Below are 19,523 nucleotides of genomic sequence, written 5' to 3'. Positions count from 1 at the left end.
GAACTAGTTGCCATGGCGATCGCGGCAAGTGCATGCCGGCGACGCCTCGCGCGGCCGTCCTAGCCGGCCTGCTGCAGCCTCGCCTGGGCATCCTTCTTGCCGATCGACCGGATCGCCGCGATCGCGGCAAGATTCTTCTGCCGGGGCCTGGACTTGCCTTCCTCCCACTTGTACACCGACTGGCCCGAGGCGCCGATCAAGGTCCCGAAGTCCGCCGCTGACAGCCCGAGCCGCTGACGGTTCTTCGCCAGCCCCTTCGCGCTGAAACGCACTCCGGATGGCTCCTGTTCGCCCTGGGGGGATGCCTCGACACGGGAAACGGCCTTGCGCGAGCGCCGCAGCTGTTGCTCCAGCACCTGGGTTCGGCGCTTGAGCGCGGCGATCTCCGAGCGATAAGGCGCGATGGCCCGCCGCAGGCTGCTGGTTTCGTCGCGGATCGTCTTGCGCGCGATGCGCTGGATTTCGGCTTTCAGGGCGGAGGCAATGTTCGGCATGGCGGTCAAACGGTCCTTTTCGGGTGGGGAGTCCTCAATGTTGAGGATAAGCCAAGATTGAAATCTGCGATTTCTGGCAAAAAGATGGTAATGCCGTATGCGCCAGCAAAGCTGCTCGCGCGACCTGGCAGCCGGCGCGAATTCCAATACGACATGTGCTGGTTGTTCGCTTCTGGAAGGAGACACAAGTGGACATGAATGCTTCGCCCGATAGCGCGAAGTTGGCACAAGCCAATGCGGACCATGACGCGACGCCATCCACGGCCGCGGATTTGCTGAGGCAGGTGGAGCCGGGCAATCTCGCGGAAGCCGAGTTGCCCACGTACATCTTTCTCTTGAACCATGTCTTGGGCGAGAAACTGTCGGCGTGGGACGAGGCGCTGACGCGGCATGAACGCGTCCTCGCGCTGCCGGCCGTCAAGCCAGGCTATTGGCGCCAGGCAGGGGCCGCTGCATTGGCGGCCGGCAACGCGCAGGCCTTGGGCCGTTTCAGCGTCGGGTACGCAAAGGCGACCGATGCCGACCTGGCACGAGCGAGCGAGGTGATCCAACTCGGTGCGGCGGTCCATCAGGCGCCTTCCCTGCCGGCCGGCGAAGCAGCGCGCCTGACGGGCGACGTTCTGGCGGCACTGGACGCGCCGTTCTGGCGGACTGGCACCGAGCTGGATTCGGCTGTCGCCTCCGGTCTCAACAATCTGGCGAGCGGACTCATGGAGCGTCCCGCATCGGATCTGGCGGATTCTGCGCTCGGCGAGGCGGTGTCGCGCTGCGCGGCGCTGGCCCACGCGTTCTGGCGGCGCGCCGGAACCTGGGTCCATGCCGAGCGCGCGCTGTACCTGCGTGCCACCGTCGCCACGGCGCTTGGTGACTTCCAATCTGCGCGCCGGCATTGTTCCGAAGCATTGGCATTGCTGGACGAGAACGACTTGAAGGGCGAACAGCCAGTGGATCGGGCATTCCTGGAACTGGAGCGCGCGCATGCATGCAGGCGGCTCGGACGAGCCGATGAAGCGGAAGTCGCGGCGCAGCGGTCCGAGCAGCTGGCGCGTTCGTTCCAGGATCCCGGCCTGCGGACGTGGTTTGATTCGCGGCGGGCTTCCCTCGCCGCAAGTGACGCGCCGTGAATCGACCGGAGTGAATGGCGATGGGTTGCGCCCTGTCGATCCGCCGGTCCGAGCGCGCAGCCGCCCACGCCGGGAGCGCGGGCTCGCAGGAGGGTGGCCGGTGAGCCACAATCGACGCCATGAGCCCGATGGTTGTTTACATCCCCGGCACCACTGCGCTGGTGCTCGATTCGCCCCACAGCGGCGTGTCCTATCCCGACGACTTCCGCCATTGCTGCGACTTCGCCATGCTGCGGATGGCGGAAGACACGCATGTGGAGAAGCTGTACGACTTCGCGCCGTCCCTGGGCGCCGCCTGGATCGAGGCGCTGTTCCCGCGCAGCTATCTGGACGCCAACCGCAATGTCAGCGAAATCGACGTCACGCTGCTGGACGACGAATGGCCGGATGCGGTCGAAACCGAGGCGGCGACGCTCGCCAAGGTGAAGCTGGGCAAGGGGCTGATCTGGCGCTGCACCGACGACGGCGCGCCGCTGTATGACCGCAAGCTCACGGTGGCCGAGGTCCGCCAGCGGATCGACAGCTGCTGGAAGCCCTATCACCAGGCGGTGGAGTCGGCGATCGAGGCGGCCCATGCCAGGCACGGCTACAGCATCCACGTCAACTGCCACTCGATGCCGGCGGTGGCTTCGGAGTTCGCCACCGGCTACCCGGGCATGGTGCACGCCGACTTCGTGATCGGCGACCGCGACGGGACGACGGCCGATCCCCGGTTGTCGCAGCGCCTGTGCGACTTCCTGCGATCGCTCGGTTACGACGTCGCCTACAACCACCCGTACAAGGGCGTGGAACTGGTCCGCCGCTACGGCGATCCGGCGCGCAACCGGCATGGCATCCAGGTGGAGGTCAACCGTCGCCTCTACATGAACGAGCGGACGCTGGAGCCGACAGCGGGGTTCGGCCAGCTGCGCACCGACCTGCGGGCCATGGCCACGATGCTGCTGGAGACCGACCCGCGGAGCCTGGCCTGATGGACCGCGTCGATGCACTGGTGATCGGCGGCGGCGCCGTCGGTCTGGCGGTGGCGCGGGCGCTGGCCCAGGCCGGGCACGAGACGGTGGTCGCGGAGGCCCGCAACGCGATCGGCCAGGGCGTCAGTTCGCGCAACAGCGAAGTGATCCACGCCGGCCTGTACTACACGCCCGGCTCGCTCAAGGCCAGGCTGTGCGTGCGCGGCAAGGAGCTGCTGTACGCACTGTGCGCAAGCCACGGCGTCGACCATCGCCGCTGCGGCAAGCTGACGGTGGCCAACAGCGATGCCGAAGCGGCCGCCTTGCGCGGCCTGCAGCAGCGCGCTGCCGCCAATGGCGTGCCGGTGGACTGGCTCGACGCGGCGCAGGCCATTGCGCTGGAGCCTGCGTTGCGTTGCCAGGCCGCGCTGCTGTCGCCCAGCACGGGCGTGGTCGACAGCCATGGCTTCATGCTGGCGCTGCAGGGCGACCTGGAGCGCGCCGGCGGCATGGTGGCCCTGGAGTCCGCCGTCGCCTCCGCAGCGCTCTCGCGGAGCGGGCCGCACGTGGTCCGCATGGCCGACGGCAGCGAGCTCGCGGCCTCGATCGTGGTCAATTCGGCCGCCCTGGATGCCTGCAGCCTGGCGCGCCGCTTCGAGGGCCTGGCGCCTCAGTTCGTCCCCAGGGAGCACTTCGCCAAGGGCAACTACTACGCGCTCTCGGCCAGGGCGCCGTTCACCCACCTGATCTATCCGGCGCCGGCCGATGCCTGGCTGGGCGTCCACCTGACGCTGGACCTGGGCGGCCAGGCCAAGTTCGGCCCCGACATCGAGTGGCTGGACGTGGAAACGCCGCAGCAGATCGATTACGCGGTCGACCCGCGCCGCGCCGATGGCTTCTACGCCGAAGTGCGCCGCTACTGGCCCGGGCTGCCGGACGGCGCACTGGCGCCCAGCTACAGCGGCGTGCGGCCCAAGATCCATGGGCCGGGCGAGCCGGCGGCGGACTTCCGCATCGACGGTCCGGCGCTGCACGGCGTGCCCGGGCTGGTCAACCTGTTCGGCATCGAGTCGCCGGGCCTCACCAGCGCCCTGGCGATCGCGCAGCTGGTGGTGGCGATCGCGGGCAAGCGCTAGGCGCGCAGGCGCCGGATGGCCTGGGCGGCCTGCCTGACCAGGGTCGGGCCGCGATAGACCAGGCCGGTGTAGATCTGCACCACGTCGGCGCCGGCGCGGATCTTGGAGACGGCGTCGTCGGCACTGAGGATGCCGCCGACCCCGATGATCGGAAACGACGGCCCCAGCGCCGCGCGCAGCTGGCCGATCACGCGGTTGCTGGCTGCGAGCACCGGCGCACCGCTCAGGCCGCCGGTTTCATCGGCATGCGGCAGTCCCTTGACCGCATCGCGGGCGATCGTCGTGTTGGTGGCCACCACGCCGTCCATGCGGTGCCGGCGCAGCGTGGCGGCGATCACGTCGACCTGCGCCTGGTCCAGGTCCGGCGCGATCTTCACGAAGATCGGGACCCGGCGGCCATGGGTGCGGGCCAATTCCTCGCGCCGGGCGGCGATCGCACCGAGCAGGCCGTCCAGCGCTTCGTCGCCCTGCAGCGCGCGCAGGTTCTTGGTGTTCGGGCTGGAAATGTTGACGGTGACGTAGTCGGCGTGCGGGTAGACGCCCTCCAGGCCCACCAGGTAGTCGCTGGTGGCGTCCTCGATCGGCGTCGCCGCGTTCTTGCCGATGTTCAGCCCCAGGATCCGTCCCTTGCTGCGGAACGACGAACGCCGGACGTTGGCGACGAAGGCATCCAGTCCCTCGTTGTTGAACCCGAGCCGGTTGATCAGCGCGTTGGCCTGCGGCAGGCGGAACATGCGCGGCCGCGGGTTGCCGGGCTGGGGCTTGGGCGTCACCGTGCCCACTTCGACGAAGCCGAATCCCATCGCTCCGAGGCCGTCGATGCAGCGGGCGTTCTTGTCCAGCCCCGCCGCCAGCCCCACGCGATTGGGAAAGCGCAGTCCCGCCAGCTCGATCGGGTCGCTGACGGCGGCGCTGCCGAAGGCGCATTCCAGCGCCGTGCCCTGCAGGCGGGCCAGCGAATCCATGGTCAGCTCATGGGCCGTCTCGGGATCGAGCGAAAACAGGAAAGGGCGGGCCAGCGAGTAGGGGAACAGCGACATGGATAATTCGTGGATGCAACCCAAGGATTGTCGCAAATGACCCAGGACGAACTCAAAGCACTGGTGGGGCAGGCGGCCCTGCAATACGTGCGGCCGGGCGAAATCATCGGCGTGGGAACCGGCTCCACGGTCAACAAGTTCATCGACGCGCTGGCCGCCAGGAAGGACAGCATCAAGGGCGCGGTGTCCAGTTCCACCGCGTCCACCGAGCGCCTGCTGGCGCTGGGGATCAAGGTGTTCGACTCCAACGAGGTCGACGACATCGGCGTGTACATCGACGGCGCCGACGAGATCGACAACCGCGGCTACATGATCAAGGGCGGCGGGGCGGCGCTGACGCGCGAGAAGATCGTCGCTGCGCAGTCGCGCCAGTTCGTCTGCATCGCCGACGAATCCAAGCTGGTGGGCGTGCTGGGGCGCTTTCCGCTGCCGGTGGAAGTGATCCCGATGGCGACGCGACGCGTGATTCGGCAGTTCGGCGCGATGGGCGGCAGCGCCCTGGTGCGGCTGAAGGACGGCAAGCCGCTGGTGACCGACAACGGCCAGCACATCCTGGACGTGACGGGGCTGACCATCAGCGAGCCGCTGCGCTTCGAGAACGAGGTCAACCAGTGGCCGGGCGTGGTGACGGTGGGCGTGTTCGCCCACCAGAAGGCCGCAGTCTGCCTGCTCGGCACCGCCCAGGGCGTCAGGACGATGACCTTCTGAAACCTTGGGGACAGACCTTCAGCTCTGTCCCCAACTGACTGGGCTTGGGGACAGACCTTCAGCTCTGTCCCCAACTGTTCAGGCAGCGATCAGAACTTGATGCCGGCCGGGTTGTCGCCCTGTTCCTGCGGCGGCGGGCTGGGCGCGCGCGCCTGTTCCGGCTGGGCCTCGGGGACCGGCACCGGCGCGGGCCGCTGCACCGCGACCATGGGGGCGGGCGGCGGGTTGCGGTAGGCAGCAGGCAGCGTGGCCCGGGCGGGGTAGCCGGCCGCGTCCAGGAACTGGCCCCACTCCGAATCGGAAAAGCCCTTGATCTGCTGGCCGCCCACCGTGAGCATCGGGATCGAGGTGTCCCCGGCCAGCCGCTGCAGGGCCTGCGCGTCTTCGGGGGTGGTGATGGTTTTCTCGGTGAAGGGCACGCCGCGGCTGCTCAGGTAGGCCCGGCCGGACCCGCACGGGCCGCAATTGTTGCCGGTGTACAGCGTCACCGGATACTTGCTGGCGACCTGGCGCAACTCGAAGGGCAAGCCGGCGCCACTGGCCCCGCCGGCGCCGCCGCCCGTGCCCAGCGGCACGACCGGCGCCTGCTTGGCATTGGCCTCCAACGGTGGCTTGTCGGAAAAGGTGACCTTGCCGTCCGGGCCGACGATCCGGTAGACCTGCTGCGCGTTGACGGATGCGGCGAGCGTCATGAGAGCGGCGAGGCCGATCAAGCTGGCGACAACATGGGGACGGGCAAATGACATGGGGCGGGGCTCCTGGTTCTGGCGGTCAGTGAATTCAGGCCATGCCCTGGTGGCGCAGCAAGGCGTCGAGCGATGGTTCGCGGCCCCGGAAAGCCTTGAACGATTCCATCGCCGGCCTGCTGCCGCCGGCCTCCAGGATGGCCTGCCGGTATTTTCGCCCGGTTTCCACGTTGGGCGCACCGTCTTTTCCCGCGGTCTCCTCGAATGCGGCGTAGGCGTCGGCCGAAAGGACCTCCGCCCACTTGTAGCTGTAATAGCCGGCCGCGTAGCCGCCGGCGAAGATGTGGCTGAAAGTATGCGCCGTGCGGCTGAATGCGGGCGGCTGGATCACTGCCACCTCCTGGCGCACATTCGTCAGCAAGGGCATGAAATCCTGCGAGGGTTCGTGGTCGGTATGCAACAGCATGTCGAACAGGGCGAACTCGATCTGGCGCAAGGTCTGCAGTCCGCTCTGGAAATTGCGCGCAGCAAGCATTTTTTCGTACAGCTCGCGCGGCAGCGGCGCGCCGGTGTCCACGTGCGCCGTCATGTGCTTGAGGACGTCCCATTCCCAGGCGAAGTTCTCCATGAACTGGCTGGGCAGTTCCACTGCATCCCACTCCACTCCGCTGATGCCCGAGACGTCGCGCTCGTTCACCTGCGTGAGCATGTGGTGCAGCCCGTGGCCGAACTCGTGGAACAGCGTGGTGACGTCGTCGTGCGTCAGCAGCGGCGGCTTGCCGTCCACGCCATCGGCGAAGTTGCACACCAGGTGCGCCACCGGCGTCTGCAACTGGCCGGTGTCGGGCCGCAGCCAGCGCGCCCGCACGTCGTCCATCCAGGCGCCGCCGCGCTTGCCGGTGCGGGCCGACGGGTCGAGGTAGAACTGGCCGACCAGCTGGGTGGGCGCGGCGAGGTCGCGCGCGCCGGGAACGCTGCGTTCGATCCGGTAGAACTCAACGCCGGGATTCCAGACCGGCGCGACGTCGCGCCGGATGGTCACTTCGAACAGCGTCTCGACGATCTTGAACAGGCCGGCCAGCACCTTGGGCGCGGTGAAGTATTGCTTGACCTCCTGCTCGCTGAAGGAATAGCGCGCCTCCTTGAGCTTCTCGCCGATGTAGGGCCAGTCCCAGGCCTGCGGGTCTTGGAGCTGCAGGTGGTCCGCGGCGAAGGCCCGCATGTCGGCCACGTCCTTCTCTCCATACGGACGCGCCTTGGCGGCCAGGTCGCGCAGGAACGAGATCACCTGCTGGGGCGACTCCGCCATCTTGGGCACGACCGACACCTCGCCGAAGTTGCGGTACCCCAGCAGCAGCGCCTCTTCCTGTCGCAGCGCCAGGATCTCCTGGATCAGCGGGCTGTTGTCGAACTTGGCGTCGCCCTGGTCGCTGGCGCGGGTGACGTAGGCGCGGTAGAGCGTCTCGCGCAGCTTGCTGCTGTGCGCGAACTGCATCACGGGCAGGTAGCAGGGCATCTTGAGCGTCAGCTTGTAGCCGCTCTTGCCCTCGGCCGCGGCGGCCGCTCGCGCGGCCTGGATGACGTCCTCGGGCACGCCATTGAGTTCGCCATCGCCTGCGTAATAAGCATAGGCGTCGGTCGCGTCGAGTGCGTGCTCGCTGAACTTCTGGCTCAGTTCGGCCTGCCGCTCCTGGATCCGCGAGAAGCGCTCCTTGGCCGGGCCGGCCAGTTCGGCGCCGGACAGCACGAAGTTGCGCACCGCGTTCTTGTGGGCCTGGCGTTGCTCGGGATTGAGCGTCGCCGGATCGATGGCCTTGTACTTGGCATAGAGGCGCTCGTCGGCGCCCAGGCGGGTCCAGAACTCCGTCACCCGCGGCAGCGCCTCGTTGTAGGCGGCGCGGAGTTCGGGCGTGTCGGCCACGCTGTTGAGGTGGCTGACGGCGCCCCAGGCCCGGCCCAGCCGCTCGGTGGAGGTGTCCAGCACCTTGGCGATTTCCTCCCAGCGCGCCGGAAAGGCCGGCTGGGTGACCTGTTCCAGTGCCTCGTTGGCGCTGGCCAGCAGCGTGTCCAGGGCCGGCGCCACATGGGCCGGCTCGATCTGGTCGAACAGGGGGAGGGAACTGAAGTCGAGAAGGGGATTGCTCATCGCCTGCATTTTGCGGCAGGCCGGCGCAATTCAACCGCCGCCCGGATCAATCGTCTGGATCAGCGCGATTGGCGGCGGCCCGTTCGGCGGCCTCCAGCGTGTTGACCAGCAGCATGGCGCGGGTCATCGGGCCGACGCCGCCCGGCACCGGCGTGATCCACCCGGCCACTTCCTTCACGCCGTCGAAGTCGACGTCGCCGCAGAACTTGCCTTCGTCGTTGCGGTTCATGCCGACGTCGATCACCACAGCGCCCGGCTTGACCATGTCCGCCGTCAGCACGTTGCGCTTGCCGACCGCTGCAACCACCACGTCGGCCTGCAGCGTCATCGCCTTCAGGTCGCGGGTGGCGCTGTGGCAGATGGTGACGGTGGCGTTCTTGCCCAGCAGCATCATCGCCATCGGCTTGCCGACGATGTTGCTGCGGCCGATCACCACCGCGTGCTTGCCCTTGAGGTCGTAGCCGATCGATTCGAGCATCTTCATGCAGCCGTAGGGCGTGCAGGGCCAGAAGCCGGGCCGGCCGACCATCAGGGCGCCGGCGCTGGCGACGTGGAAGCCGTCCACGTCCTTCTCGGGCGCGATCGCCTCGATCACCTTGCTCGCATCCATGTGCCTGGGCAGCGGCAGCTGCACCAGGATGCCGTGCACGGCCGGATCGCGATTGAGCACGCCGATGCGCTCCAGCAGCGCACTTTCCGCCATGTCGGCGGGGTAGCGCTCCAGCGTCGCCTCCAGCCCGGTCTCGGCGCTGTCGTTGACCTTGTGCTTGGTGTAGACCTGGCTGGCCGGGTCTTCTCCGACCAGGATGATCGACAGCGCCGGCTGGATGCCGCGCGCCTTCAGCGCCGCGGTGCGGCCGGCGACCTCGGCGCGGATCTGCCTGGCAAGCGCGTTGCCGTCGATGATCCGGGCCGTCATGCCTTCTGCGCGTTCTGCCCCAGAGCGATCTTGAGCAGGTCCGCCACCGTGTTGGCGTTGAGCTTTTCCATGATGTTGGCGCGGTGCGCCTCCACCGTCTTGATGCTGATTCCCAGGTCGTCGGCGATCTGCTTGTTCAGCCGCCCGGCGACGATGCGCTCGAGCACCTGCGCCTCGCGCGAGGTCAGCTTGGACAGCAGGGCGTCGCGGCTGGCCGCGCTCTGCGACTCCGCGAACGCGCCCTTGGCGTGATCGAGCATGCGCTCCACCAGGTTCACCAGCTCGTCTTCCTTGAACGGCTTCTGGATGAAGTCCATCGCGCCCTTCTTCATCGTGTTCACCGCCATCGGCACGTCGCCGTGGCCGGTGATGAAGACGATGGGCAGCGGCGACTTGCGCTCCAGCAGGCGGTCCTGCAGTTCCAGCCCGGTCATGCCGCCCATGCGGATGTCGACGATCAGGCAGGCCACCTCGCGCGGGTCGTAGCGGGACAGGAAGGATTCGGCCGAATCGAAGCAGCGGACCCGGTAGTCCTTGCCTTCCAGCAGCCACTGCAGGGAATCTCGCACCGCCTCGTCGTCGTCGACGACGTAGACCGTGCCCTTCTTGGGAATCAAGCTCATTCGTCCGTCTCCACGCTGTGAGCTGCGGTCATGCAGTCACTCCCGCGTTCTTGTTGGCCAGGGGGTTCGGTGCGCCGGAAACCGGGATCCAGAAGGAAAAACGGCAGCCAGATACCTCGGAACCATTGTAGAGGTTCTCCGCACGCATCCGTCCCTGGTGCGATTCGACGATGGTGCGGCACAGATTCAGGCCGATGCCCATGCCTTCCACCTTGGTGGAGAAGAACGCTTCGTAGAGCCGGTCCATCACCTCCGGCGCCAGCCCGGCGCCGGAGTCCTGCACCGAGAACTCCACCACCGGCTGCGCCTCGACATGCTTGGGGACGACGCGCAGTTCGACGGTGCGCCGGGCCGCCGGCCGCTGCGCATGGTCGATCGATTCGGCGGCGTTCTTCAGCAGGTTCACCAGCACCTGCTCGATCAGGATCGGGTCCACCAGCAGCGTCGGCAGCCGGGCCGCGACGTAATGCGACAGCCGCACGTTGCGGCGGCGCAGTTCGATGTCGGCCAGTTCCACCGCCTCGTTGACCATCAGCGTCACGTCCGACAGCGTGCGGTTGGGCTCGCTGCGCTTCACGAAGGAGCGGATGCGCTGGATGATCTGGCCGGCGCGCTGGGCCTGGCGCGCGGTCTTCTCCAGCGCGGCCAGCAGGTCCACCTCGTTGATCTGCTTGCCCTTGATGCGCGAGACCAGGCCGTTGCAGTAGTTGTTGATCGCGGTCAGCGGCTGGTTCAGCTCGTGGGCGACGCTGGATGCCATCTCGCCCATGGTGATCAGCCGGCTGGCCGACTGCGCCCGCTCGGCCTGCGCCGCTGACTGTTCCTCGGCATGGCGGCGCGGCGTGATGTCGGTGGCGATCACCATCTGCGCCAGCCGGCCGTCCACCCAGTTGAGATAGCGCGAGCGCACCTCCAGCCACTTGCCGAGCTCCGGCACGAAGATCTCGGCGTTCTCCGATTGCGCCGCCGTCAGCGTGCTGGTCGGCAGGCCGACGAAGGAATCGACGTCGTCCACCGACTCGTCGCTGCGCGGATGGTCCGGCACGCCGGCCTGCGCCACCATCTGCAGGTGGCCGGCGGTCTGCACGCCGAACCACAGCCGGTACAGCTTGTTGGCGAACAGCAGCTCCTCGCTGCCCAGGGGCGCGACCGACACCGAGGCGTCCAGCGCTTCCAGCACCGTGGTGAAGCGCTCATAGGAGGCGGACAGCTGCTCGCGGATCCGGTTCGGCTCGGTGATGTCGGTCATCGATGTCATCCAGCCGCTCTGGTGGCCCTTGGCGTCCACCAATGGCGACACGTACAGGCGGGCGTCGAACAGCTTGCCGTCCTTGCGCTTGACCCGCACCTGGAAGCCGCCGGTGGTGGTGCGCCCCTGCAGTTCGTCGTCCAGCCGCGCCGCCAGCTGTTCGCGGTCGGATTCGGGCCAGTACGGGAACGGCGGCGTGCGGCCCACCAGCTCCGATTCGCTCCAGCCGGTCATCTGGCAGAAGGCGGCGTTCACGTACGTGATCTGCCCCTGCATGTCGAGTGCCCGCATGCCGGTGAGCATGGAGTTCTCCATCGCGCGGCGGAAATTGGTCTCCGCGATCAACGCGTGCTGGGCCTGCATCCGGCGGCGCGTGTGGCGCCAGTTGCCGATCAGCATCCAGGCCGTCATTGCGGACAGCGCACCCACCAGCCAGAACAGGCCGCTGCCGATCACGCCCAGCGAGGTGCGATAGGCCTGCGCCCGGATCACCAGCCCGTTGCCGACCGGCGAGACCGGCACTTCGTATTCGTTCGGGCGCGTGGCCCACGGCAGCAGGTTGGCCGGATTGCGCGCCGGCAGCGCCGTGCCGGCCAGCACCCGGCCCTTGCCATCGAGCAGCGCCACCGCGTACTTGGCCGAGACGTCGGCCGGCACGCCATAGCGCAGCAGGCCGTCGATCGAGTATTCGCCCAGGATCACGCCGCCGAACTTGCCCTGCAGCGTCAGCGGCACGTGCAGCTGCAGCATGCCGGTGCCGTCGCTGCCGGCAGTGGGCTGCGAGTAGACCGGCTGCTGCAGGTCGCGCGCCAGGCCGTACATGGTTTCGGTTTCTCCGACCCGCAGCACAGTGCCCTCGGCGCGCAGGTGCGCGTTGGGCACGCTGGGGGCGGAGTAGCTGGCCTTGATGCGGCGGCGCTCGTCGATCCAGCTGAGCGCCTGCAGCTCGGGATACTGGATCACCATCGACTCGGCGCGGCCGGCGAATTCCTCCGTGTCCACTTCCAGGTTGGAGATGTCGCGGGCGATCCGCATCAGCTGTTCCTGCCGCTCCAGCAGCCGCAGCCGCACCCGCTGCTGCGCGTATTCCACGTCGCGCTTGACCGCTTCCTGCTCGCGGTCCATTTCCTCCAGCCGCAGGTAGAGGAAGGCCGAGGCGATCGCCGCCAGGAACAGCGCGACCGCGGCCAGCGGCGCCAGCATCGCGAAACGGTCCTGGCGCACCGGCGTCTGCCGGCGCCACCAGCGGCGCCAGACGCCGGGCGGGGGCGGCGCTTCGGGTCCGAATTCGCTGACGGTGACGGGTTCTTGCATGAGGTTGGGAGTGTAGGCCCAGCGCATTGGTGCCCCCCGGGGCACTGTTCTTTTCCAGGAACCGTGCAGATCAGCCAGAGATTCACATTGTGAAATCGATACGCACCATTTGAAATCGCGGGATTTCTGTGCGACACTTTCGCCGCGTACGGGAACGCCGTACTAAATTACGTCAGCCAATAAGAGACAAGGAGACACCATGTCAGCACAGCCAGACAACATGTTCGGCGGCGCAGCCAACGATCCCGACGAACAGGAAACCCGCGAATGGGTCGACGCGCTGGCCGCGGTGATCTCCAGCGAAGGCCGCGAACGTGGCCACTTCCTGCTGGAACAGCTGCTCGAGGAAGCGCGCCAGCACGGCATCGACGAGCCCTTTTCCGCCACCACCGCCTACGTCAACACCATCGAGCCGGAAGACGAGGAGCGCTGCCCCGGCAACCTCGAGATCGAGGAACGCCTGCGCGCCTACATGCGCTGGAACGCGATGGCGATGGTGGTCAAGGCCAACCGGCTGCATCCGGAGGACGGCGGCGACCTCGGCGGCCACATCAGCTCCTTCGCTTCGCTGGCCACCATGTTCGGCGCCGGCTTCAACCACTTCTGGCACGGCGAAACCGCCGACCACGGCGGCGACTGCCTCTACATCCAGGGCCATTCCTCGCCCGGCATCTATGCGCGGGCCTTCCTGGAAGGGCGCCTGAGCGAGGAGCAGATGCTCAACTTCCGCCAGGAGGTGGGCGGCAAGGGCCTGTCAAGCTATCCGCACCCCAAGCTGATGCCCGAGTTCTGGCAGTTCCCGACGGTGTCGATGGGCCTGGGCCCGCTGATGGCGATCTACCAGGCGCGTTTCCTGAAGTACCTGCATGCCCGCGGCATCGCCAACACCGAGAACCGCAAGGTCTGGGCCTTCCTGGGCGACGGCGAAATGGACGAAGTGGAAAGCCTCGGCGCGATCGGCGTCGCCACCCGCGAGAAGCTCGACAACCTGATCTTCGTCGTCAACTGCAACCTGCAGCGCCTGGACGGCCCGGTGCGCGGCAACGGCAAGATCATCCAGGAGCTGGAGGGCGAATTCCGCGGCGCCGGCTGGAACGTGATCAAGCTGATCTGGGGCAGCTACTGGGACCCGCTGCTGGCGCGCGACAAGGAAGGCATCTTGCGCAAGATCATGATGGACACGGTGGACGGCGACTACCAGGCGATGAAGGCCAACGACGGCGCCTTCGTGCGCAAGAACTTCTTCGGCCGCGATCCCAAGGCGCTGGAGATGGTGGCCAACATGAGCGACGAGGACATCTGGCGGCTGCAGCGCGGCGGCCATGACCCGCAGAAGGTCTACGCGGCGTACCACAAGGCGGTGAACACCAAGGGCAAGCCGACGGTGCTGCTGATCAAGACCGTCAAGGGCTTCGGCATGGGCAAGGCCGGCGAGGGCCGCAACATCGCCCACCAGGCCAAGAAGCTGACCGACGACGACATCCGCACCTTCCGCGACCGCTTCAACATCCCGATCCCGGACGAGAAGCTGGCCGAGATCCCGTTCTACAAGCCGGAAGAACACACGCCGGAGATGAAGTACCTGCATGCGCGCCGCGAGGCGCTCGGCGGCTACCTGCCCAAGCGGCGCGCCAAGGCGCAGGAGAAGCTGGCCGTGCCGCCGCTGGAAGCCTTCAAGGCGGTGCTCGATCCGACGGTGGAAGGCCGCGAGATCAGCACCACGCAGGCCTACGTGCGCTTCCTGACGGCGCTGCTGCGCGACAAGGAACTGGGGCCGCGGGTGGTGCCGATCCTGGTCGACGAAGCCCGCACCTTCGGGATGGAAGGCCTGTTCCGCCAGATCGGCATCTACAACCCGGCCGGCCAGCAGTACACGCCGCAGGACCGCGACCAGGTGTCCTACTACAAGGAAGACCAGTCCGGCCAGATCCTGCAGGAAGGCATCAACGAAGCCGGCGGCATGGCCAGCTGGATCGCGGCGGCCACGTCATACTCGACCAGCAACCGGATCATGATCCCGTTCTACGTCTACTACTCGATGTTCGGCTTCCAGCGCATCGGCGACCTGGCCTGGGCGTCGGGCGACATGCAGGCGCGCGGCTTCCTGCTGGGCGGCACCTCCGGGCGCACCACGCTCAACGGCGAAGGCCTGCAGCACGAGGACGGCCACAGCCAGATCCTGGCCGGCACCATTCCCAACTGCGTGAGCTACGACCCGACCTTCGCGCACGAAGTCGGCGTGATCATGCAGCACGGCCTCAAGCGCATGGTGGAGCGGCAGGAGAACGTCTTCTACTACCTCACGCTGCTCAATGAGAACTACCCGATGCCCGGCCTGCAGCCCGGCACCGAGGAACAGATCATCAAGGGCATGTACCTGTTCAAGGAAGGCGCCAGGGCGGCGAAGGCGCCGACGGTGCAGCTGCTCGGCTCCGGCACCATCCTGCGCGAATCGATCGCGGCGCAGGAGCTGCTGGAAAAGGACTGGGGCGTGTCGGCCAATGTCTGGAGCTGCCCCAGCTTCAACGAGCTGGCGCGCGAGGGCCAGGACGCCGAACGCTACAACCTGTTGCACCCGACCGGCACGGCCCGGGTATCGTTCGTCGCCCAACAACTCGAAAAACACGGCGGCCCGGTCGTGGCTTCCACCGACTACATGAAGGCGTTCGCCGAGCAGATCCGCCCGTACATTCCCAGCGGCCGTACCTACAAGGTGCTGGGCACCGACGGCTTCGGCCGCAGCGATTTCCGCAGCAAGCTGCGCGAGCACTTCGAGATCAACCGCCATTACATCGTGGTCGCCGCGCTGAAGGCGCTGAGCGAGGAGGGCGCGGTGCCGGTGGCGAAGGTCGCCGAGGCGATCGGCAAGTACGGCATCAAGGCCGACAAGGTCAACCCGCTTTACGCCTGATCGCTGGACAACAAGAAGACGACCCGGAGAACAACAACATGGCACTGATGGAAGTGAAAGTCCCCGACATCGGGGACTTCGACGAGGTTTCGGTCATCGAACTGCTCGTCAAGCCCGGCGACACGGTGAAGGCGGAGCAGTCGCTGGTGACGGTGGAATCGGACAAGGCCTCGATGGAAATTCCGTCGTCGTCGGCCGGCGTCGTCAAGGAGCTCAAGGTCAAGCTCGGCGACAAGGTCAGGCAGGGGTCGGTGCTGGTGATGCTGGAATCGGACTCCGTTCGGGCTGAGCCTGTCGAAGCCCCGCGCGAGGCGAGCCCTTCGACCGCTTCGACAAGCTCAGGACAGGCAAGCTCAGGGCGACCGGTGGAACAGAAGGCGCCCGCACCGGTAGCGCCTGCCGCCGCCGCAACGGGCCCGGTCGAGGTGCGCGTGCCGGACATCGGCGACTTCAAGGACGTCGCCGTGATCGAGCTGCTGGTCAAGCCCGGCGACACGGTCAAGCCCGAGCAGTCGCTGATCACGGTGGAATCGGACAAGGCCTCGATGGAGATTCCCTCGTCCGCCGCCGGCGTGGTCAAGGAACTGAAGGTCAAGATCGGCGACAAGGTCAACATCCGATACCTGGTGCTGGTGCTGGAGGGCAGCGCAGGCGCGGCAAGCCCTGCAGCACCGCCAACGACGCCCCAGAAGAGCGAGAGCGCCAGCGCGAGCGCTGCTCCCGCCGCGGCAACCGCATCGGCGCCGGCGCCCGAACGCACCATCCCCACCGCTGCGCTGCCGCCGCACGAGCCGGCCGCGCCCACCGGCGCGCTGCCGCATGCGTCGCCATCGGTGCGCAAGTTCGCGCGCGAACTCGGGGTGCCGCTGGCGGAAGTCAAGGGCTCGGGCCCCAAGGGCCGGATCACGCAGGAGGACGTGCAGGCGTTCACGCGTTCCGTGATGCTGGGAGACACCCAGACCAAGGCGCTGGCGGCGAAGGCGCCGGCGGGCGGCGCCGGGGCGGGGCTGAACCTGCTGCCCTGGCCGAAGGTGGACTTCGCCAGGTTCGGGCCGGTGGAGCGCAAGGAGCTGTCGCGGATCAAGAAGATCAGCGGCGCCAACCTGCACCGCAACTGGGTGATGATCCCGCACGTCAACAGCTACGACGATGCCGACATCACCGAACTCGAGGAATTCCGGGTCGCCACCAACAAGGAGAACGAGAAGGCCGGCATCAAGGTCACGATGCTGGCCCTGGTGATCAAGGCAGTGGTGGCCGCGCTGAAGAAGTTTCCCGACTTCAACGCCAGCCTGGACGGCGACCAGCTGGTCTACAAGCAGTACTTCCACATCGGGTTTGCCGCCGACACGCCCAACGGGCTGGTGGTGCCGGTGCTGCGCGATGCCGACAAGAAGGGCATCCTGCAGATCAGCCAGGAGATGGGCGAGCTGGCCAAGAAGGCACGCGACGGCAAGCTCAGCGCCGGCGAGATGCAGGGCGGCTGCTTTTCGATCAGCTCGCTGGGCGGCCTGGGCACCACCTATTTCACGCCCCTGATCAACGCGCCCGAGGTCGCCATCCTGGGGCTGTCGCGCAGTTCGACCAAGCCGGTCTGGGACGGCAAGGCCTTCCAGCCGCGCCTGATCCTGCCGCTGTCGCTGTCCTACGACCACCGGGTGATCGACGGCGCCGCCGGCGCCCGCTTCAATACCTACCTGGCCCAGGTGCTGGCGGATTTCCGCCGCGTGCTGTTGTGACGGAGCGCCGCTGAATGACGACAGTCGTAGTAGTACGCAAGGCGGGGCAGATCGCCATCGCCGCAGACACGTTGGTGACTTTCGGGGATACGCGGCTGGCCCACCGCTTCGAGGACAACACCAAGATCTTCCAGGTGGAAACCGACGGCGGCCCGAGCTACATCGGCATGGCGGGCACGGTGGCGCACTTCCCGGTGCTGCGCAAGGCCATGGGCTCCATGCCGCGCGAGATCCTGAAGCTGGGCAGCAAGGACGAAGTGTTCGACACCTTCACCAAGCTGCACCCGTACCTCAAGGACAACTTCTTCCTGCAGACCAAGGAAGAGGACAGCGATCCCTACGAATCGAGCCAGTTCAGCGTGGTGATCGCCAACGCCACCGGCATCTACGGGCTTTACAGCTACCGCGAGGTGTTCGAGTTCAAGGAGTTCTGGGGCATCGGCTCGGGCCGCAGCTTCGCGCTCGGTGCAATGCATGCCGCGTACGGCAAGGCCAAGACGGCCAGGGAAGTGGCCGAGGCCGGCATCGCGGCCGGCTGCGAATTCGACCGCAATTCCGCCGGCCCGGCCGACATCTTCACCGTCAAGATGAAAGAAAAGAAATGAGCACGATCGAAGTCAAGGTTCCGGACATCGGCGACTTCGACGAAGTCGCGGTGATCGAGTTGCTGGTCAAGCCGGGTGACAGCGTCAGGGTGGAGCAATCGCTGGTGACGGTGGAGAGCGACAAGGCCTCGATGGAGATCCCTTCCACCCATGCCGGCGTGGTCAAGGAGCTGAAGGTCAAGCTCGGCGACAAGGTCAAGCAGGGGTCGGTGCTGCTGGTGCTGGAAGCTGCGGCTGCCGCGGCGGGTGACGCCAAACCGCCGGTCGATCAAGCAAAGACGGCGCCTGCTGCCGCACCGGTGGCCGGCCAAGCATCCGCACCTGCGCCAGCTGCCGCTGCGGCGCCCGCAAGTTCCTATTCCGGCGGCGCCGACCTCGAGTGCGACATGCTCGTTCTGGGCGCCGGCCCCGGCGGCTATTCCGCTGCCTTCCGCGCCGCCGACCTCGGCATGAAGGTGGTGCTGGTGGAGCGCTACGCCACGCTCGGCGGCGTCTGCCTGAACGTCGGCTGCATTCCGTCCAAGGCGCTGCTGCACGTGGCGGCGGTGATGGACGAAGTCAGCCACTTCGAGGCGCTGGGCGTGAGCTACGGCAAGCCGCAGCTGGACCTGCCCAAGCTCAAGGCGCACAAGGGCAAGGTGGTGGGCAAGCTGACCGGCGGCCTGGCGGCGATGGCGAAGATGCGCAAGGTCACCATCGTGCGCGGCTACGGCGAGTTCCTCGATCCGCACCAAGTGCAGGTGCAGGAAACGACCGGCACCGGCCAGGAGAAGACGGGCAAGAAGCAGACCGTCAAGTTCCGCAACTGCATCATCGCGGCCGGCTCGCAGGCGGTGCAGCTGCCGTTCATGCCCAAGGACCCGCGCGTGGTGGATTCCACCGGCGCGCTCGAACTGGCGGGCGTGCCCAAGCGCATGCTGATCCTGGGCGGCGGCATCATCGGCCTGGAGATGGGCACCGTGTATTCGACGCTGGGCGCGCGGCTGGACGTGGTGGAGATGCTCGACGGCCTGATGCAGGGCGCCGACCGCGACCTGGTCAAGGTCTGGCAGAAGATGAACACGCCGCGCTTCGACAACATCATGCTCAAGACCAGGACGGTCGGCGCCGAGGCCACCAGGGACGGCATCCGCGTCAGCTTCGAGGGCGAACAGGCGCCCAAGGAACCGCAGGTCTACGACCTGGTGCTGCAGGCCGTCGGCCGCAGCCCGAACGGCAAGAAGATCGGCGCCGAGAAGGCGGGCGTCGCGGTCACCGATCGCGGCTTCATCCCGGTGGACATCCAGATGCGCACCAACGTGCCGCATATCTTCGCCATCGGCGACATCGTCGGCCAGCCGATGCTGGCCCACAAGGCGGTGCACGAGGCGCACGTTGCCGCCGAAGTGGCGGCCGGCGAGATGACCGGGGACAAGGCATTGAGCAGCGCCGCCTTCAACGCCCGGGTGATCCCCAGCGTCGCCTACACCGATCCGGAGGTCGCGTGGGTGGGCCTGACGGAGGACCAGGCCAAGGCCGAGGGCATCGCCATCAAGAAGGGCCATTTCCCCTGGAACGCTTCCGGCCGCGCCATCGCGAACAACCGCGACGAGGGCTTCACCAAGCTGCTGTTCGACGCGGCCACGCACCGCATCCTGGGCGGCGGCATCGTCGGCACCCATGCCGGCGACATGATCGGCGAAGTGGCGCTGGCCATCGAGATGGGCGCCGACGAGATCGACATCGGCAAGACCATCCACCCGCACCCGACGCTGGGCGAAAGCATCGGCATGGCGGCCGAGATCGCGCACGGAACCTGCACCGACGTGCCGCCGGCGCGCAAGTAGAAGCAGTCGAAAAAGGGGAGGGCGTCCGGTGCCGCAGTGGCGCCGGACGACGG

General features: G+C 67.3%; 15 protein-coding genes. 8 read left to right on the top strand and 7 right to left on the bottom strand.

All coding sequences use genetic code 11. The features are described 5' to 3' along the window. Positions 1 to 59: 59 nt before the first annotated feature. Complete coding sequence (locus tag ACFPOE_RS21225) at positions 60 to 494, bottom strand: helix-turn-helix domain-containing protein (RefSeq protein ID WP_376852323.1); 435 nt, start codon at positions 492 to 494, stop codon at positions 60 to 62. 194 nt (positions 495 to 688) lie between these two features. Between ACFPOE_RS21225 and ACFPOE_RS21220 the strand changes: the two genes are divergently transcribed. From ACFPOE_RS21220 to ACFPOE_RS21210, 3 genes are all read left to right on the top strand, one after another. Further along, the gene (locus tag ACFPOE_RS21220; protein ID WP_376852322.1) at positions 689 to 1,618 is read left to right on the top strand and encodes a hypothetical protein; all 930 of its coding nucleotides are present in this window, start codon (positions 689 to 691) and stop codon (positions 1,616 to 1,618) included. A 119-nt stretch (positions 1,619 to 1,737) separates the two neighbouring features. Continuing rightward, positions 1,738 to 2,589, top strand: coding sequence for an N-formylglutamate amidohydrolase (locus tag ACFPOE_RS21215; RefSeq protein WP_376852321.1), 852 nt, complete (start codon positions 1,738 to 1,740; stop codon positions 2,587 to 2,589). After that, a complete protein-coding gene (locus tag ACFPOE_RS21210) occupies positions 2,589 to 3,704 on the top strand; it encodes an NAD(P)/FAD-dependent oxidoreductase (RefSeq protein WP_376852320.1) in 1,116 nt (371 codons plus the stop codon). The genes ACFPOE_RS21215 and ACFPOE_RS21210 overlap by 1 nt, the downstream gene beginning before the upstream one ends. Here the strand turns inward: ACFPOE_RS21210 and ACFPOE_RS21205 are convergent. Continuing rightward, the gene (locus tag ACFPOE_RS21205) at positions 3,701 to 4,744 is read right to left on the bottom strand and encodes a quinone-dependent dihydroorotate dehydrogenase (RefSeq protein WP_376852319.1); all 1,044 of its coding nucleotides are present in this window, start codon (positions 4,742 to 4,744) and stop codon (positions 3,701 to 3,703) included. The genes ACFPOE_RS21210 and ACFPOE_RS21205 overlap by 4 nt on opposite strands. A 36-nt stretch (positions 4,745 to 4,780) precedes the next feature. Here ACFPOE_RS21205 and rpiA point away from each other — a divergent pair, with 36 nt between their 5' ends. Next, positions 4,781 to 5,452 (top strand): ribose-5-phosphate isomerase RpiA, encoded by a 672-nt coding sequence (rpiA, locus tag ACFPOE_RS21200; protein ID WP_376852318.1) that lies wholly within the window; start codon positions 4,781 to 4,783, stop codon positions 5,450 to 5,452. 89 nt (positions 5,453 to 5,541) lie between these two features. Here rpiA and ACFPOE_RS21195 read toward each other — a convergent pair whose 3' ends face one another. The 5 genes from ACFPOE_RS21195 to ACFPOE_RS21175 are packed head-to-tail and all read right to left on the bottom strand — an operon-like array spanning position 5,542 to position 12,389. Further along, positions 5,542 to 6,198, bottom strand: coding sequence for a glutaredoxin domain-containing protein (locus ACFPOE_RS21195; RefSeq protein WP_376852317.1), 657 nt, complete (start codon positions 6,196 to 6,198; stop codon positions 5,542 to 5,544). A gap of 34 nt (positions 6,199 to 6,232) precedes the next feature. After that, positions 6,233 to 8,284 carry a M3 family metallopeptidase gene (locus ACFPOE_RS21190; protein ID WP_376852316.1) on the bottom strand — a complete coding sequence of 684 codons (2,052 nt, stop codon included), beginning with the start codon at positions 8,282 to 8,284 and terminating at the stop codon, positions 6,233 to 6,235. Between the two features lie 46 nt (positions 8,285 to 8,330). Next, positions 8,331 to 9,203, bottom strand: coding sequence for a bifunctional methylenetetrahydrofolate dehydrogenase/methenyltetrahydrofolate cyclohydrolase (locus tag ACFPOE_RS21185; RefSeq protein WP_376852315.1), 873 nt, complete (start codon positions 9,201 to 9,203; stop codon positions 8,331 to 8,333). Beyond that, positions 9,200 to 9,826 carry a response regulator transcription factor gene (locus ACFPOE_RS21180; RefSeq protein ID WP_376852314.1) on the bottom strand — a complete coding sequence of 209 codons (627 nt, stop codon included), beginning with the start codon at positions 9,824 to 9,826 and terminating at the stop codon, positions 9,200 to 9,202. The genes ACFPOE_RS21185 and ACFPOE_RS21180 overlap by 4 nt, the downstream gene beginning before the upstream one ends. A 28-nt stretch (positions 9,827 to 9,854) precedes the next feature. Then, positions 9,855 to 12,389 (bottom strand): PAS domain-containing sensor histidine kinase, encoded by a 2,535-nt coding sequence (locus ACFPOE_RS21175; RefSeq protein ID WP_376852313.1) that lies wholly within the window; start codon positions 12,387 to 12,389, stop codon positions 9,855 to 9,857. A 199-nt stretch (positions 12,390 to 12,588) separates the two neighbouring features. On the opposite strand from ACFPOE_RS21175, the gene aceE reads away from it, so the two are divergent. From aceE to lpdA, 4 genes are read left to right on the top strand one after another with little or no spacing between them, the layout of a single operon-like run. After that, a complete protein-coding gene (gene aceE, locus ACFPOE_RS21170) occupies positions 12,589 to 15,300 on the top strand; it encodes a pyruvate dehydrogenase (acetyl-transferring), homodimeric type (protein ID WP_376852312.1) in 2,712 nt (903 codons plus the stop codon). 38 nt (positions 15,301 to 15,338) lie between these two features. Then, positions 15,339 to 17,039, top strand: coding sequence for a dihydrolipoyllysine-residue acetyltransferase (gene aceF, locus ACFPOE_RS21165; RefSeq protein ID WP_376852311.1), 1,701 nt, complete (start codon positions 15,339 to 15,341; stop codon positions 17,037 to 17,039). Between the two features lie 14 nt (positions 17,040 to 17,053). Then, entirely contained in the window at positions 17,054 to 17,644 is a 591-nt protein-coding gene (locus tag ACFPOE_RS21160) for an Ntn hydrolase family protein (protein ID WP_376852310.1), read from the top strand. After that, positions 17,641 to 19,470, top strand: coding sequence for a dihydrolipoyl dehydrogenase (gene lpdA / locus ACFPOE_RS21155; protein ID WP_376852309.1), 1,830 nt, complete (start codon positions 17,641 to 17,643; stop codon positions 19,468 to 19,470). Before ACFPOE_RS21160 ends, lpdA begins: the two co-directional genes overlap by 4 nt. The last annotated feature ends 53 nt before the right edge of the window (positions 19,471 to 19,523 follow it).

Origin of the sequence: Caenimonas terrae (genome assembly GCF_042655405.1) — a bacterium.
Lineage (GTDB): Bacteria > Pseudomonadota > Gammaproteobacteria > Burkholderiales > Burkholderiaceae_C > Ramlibacter > Ramlibacter terrae_A.
This window is presented reverse-complemented; position numbering and strand designations above follow the sequence as displayed.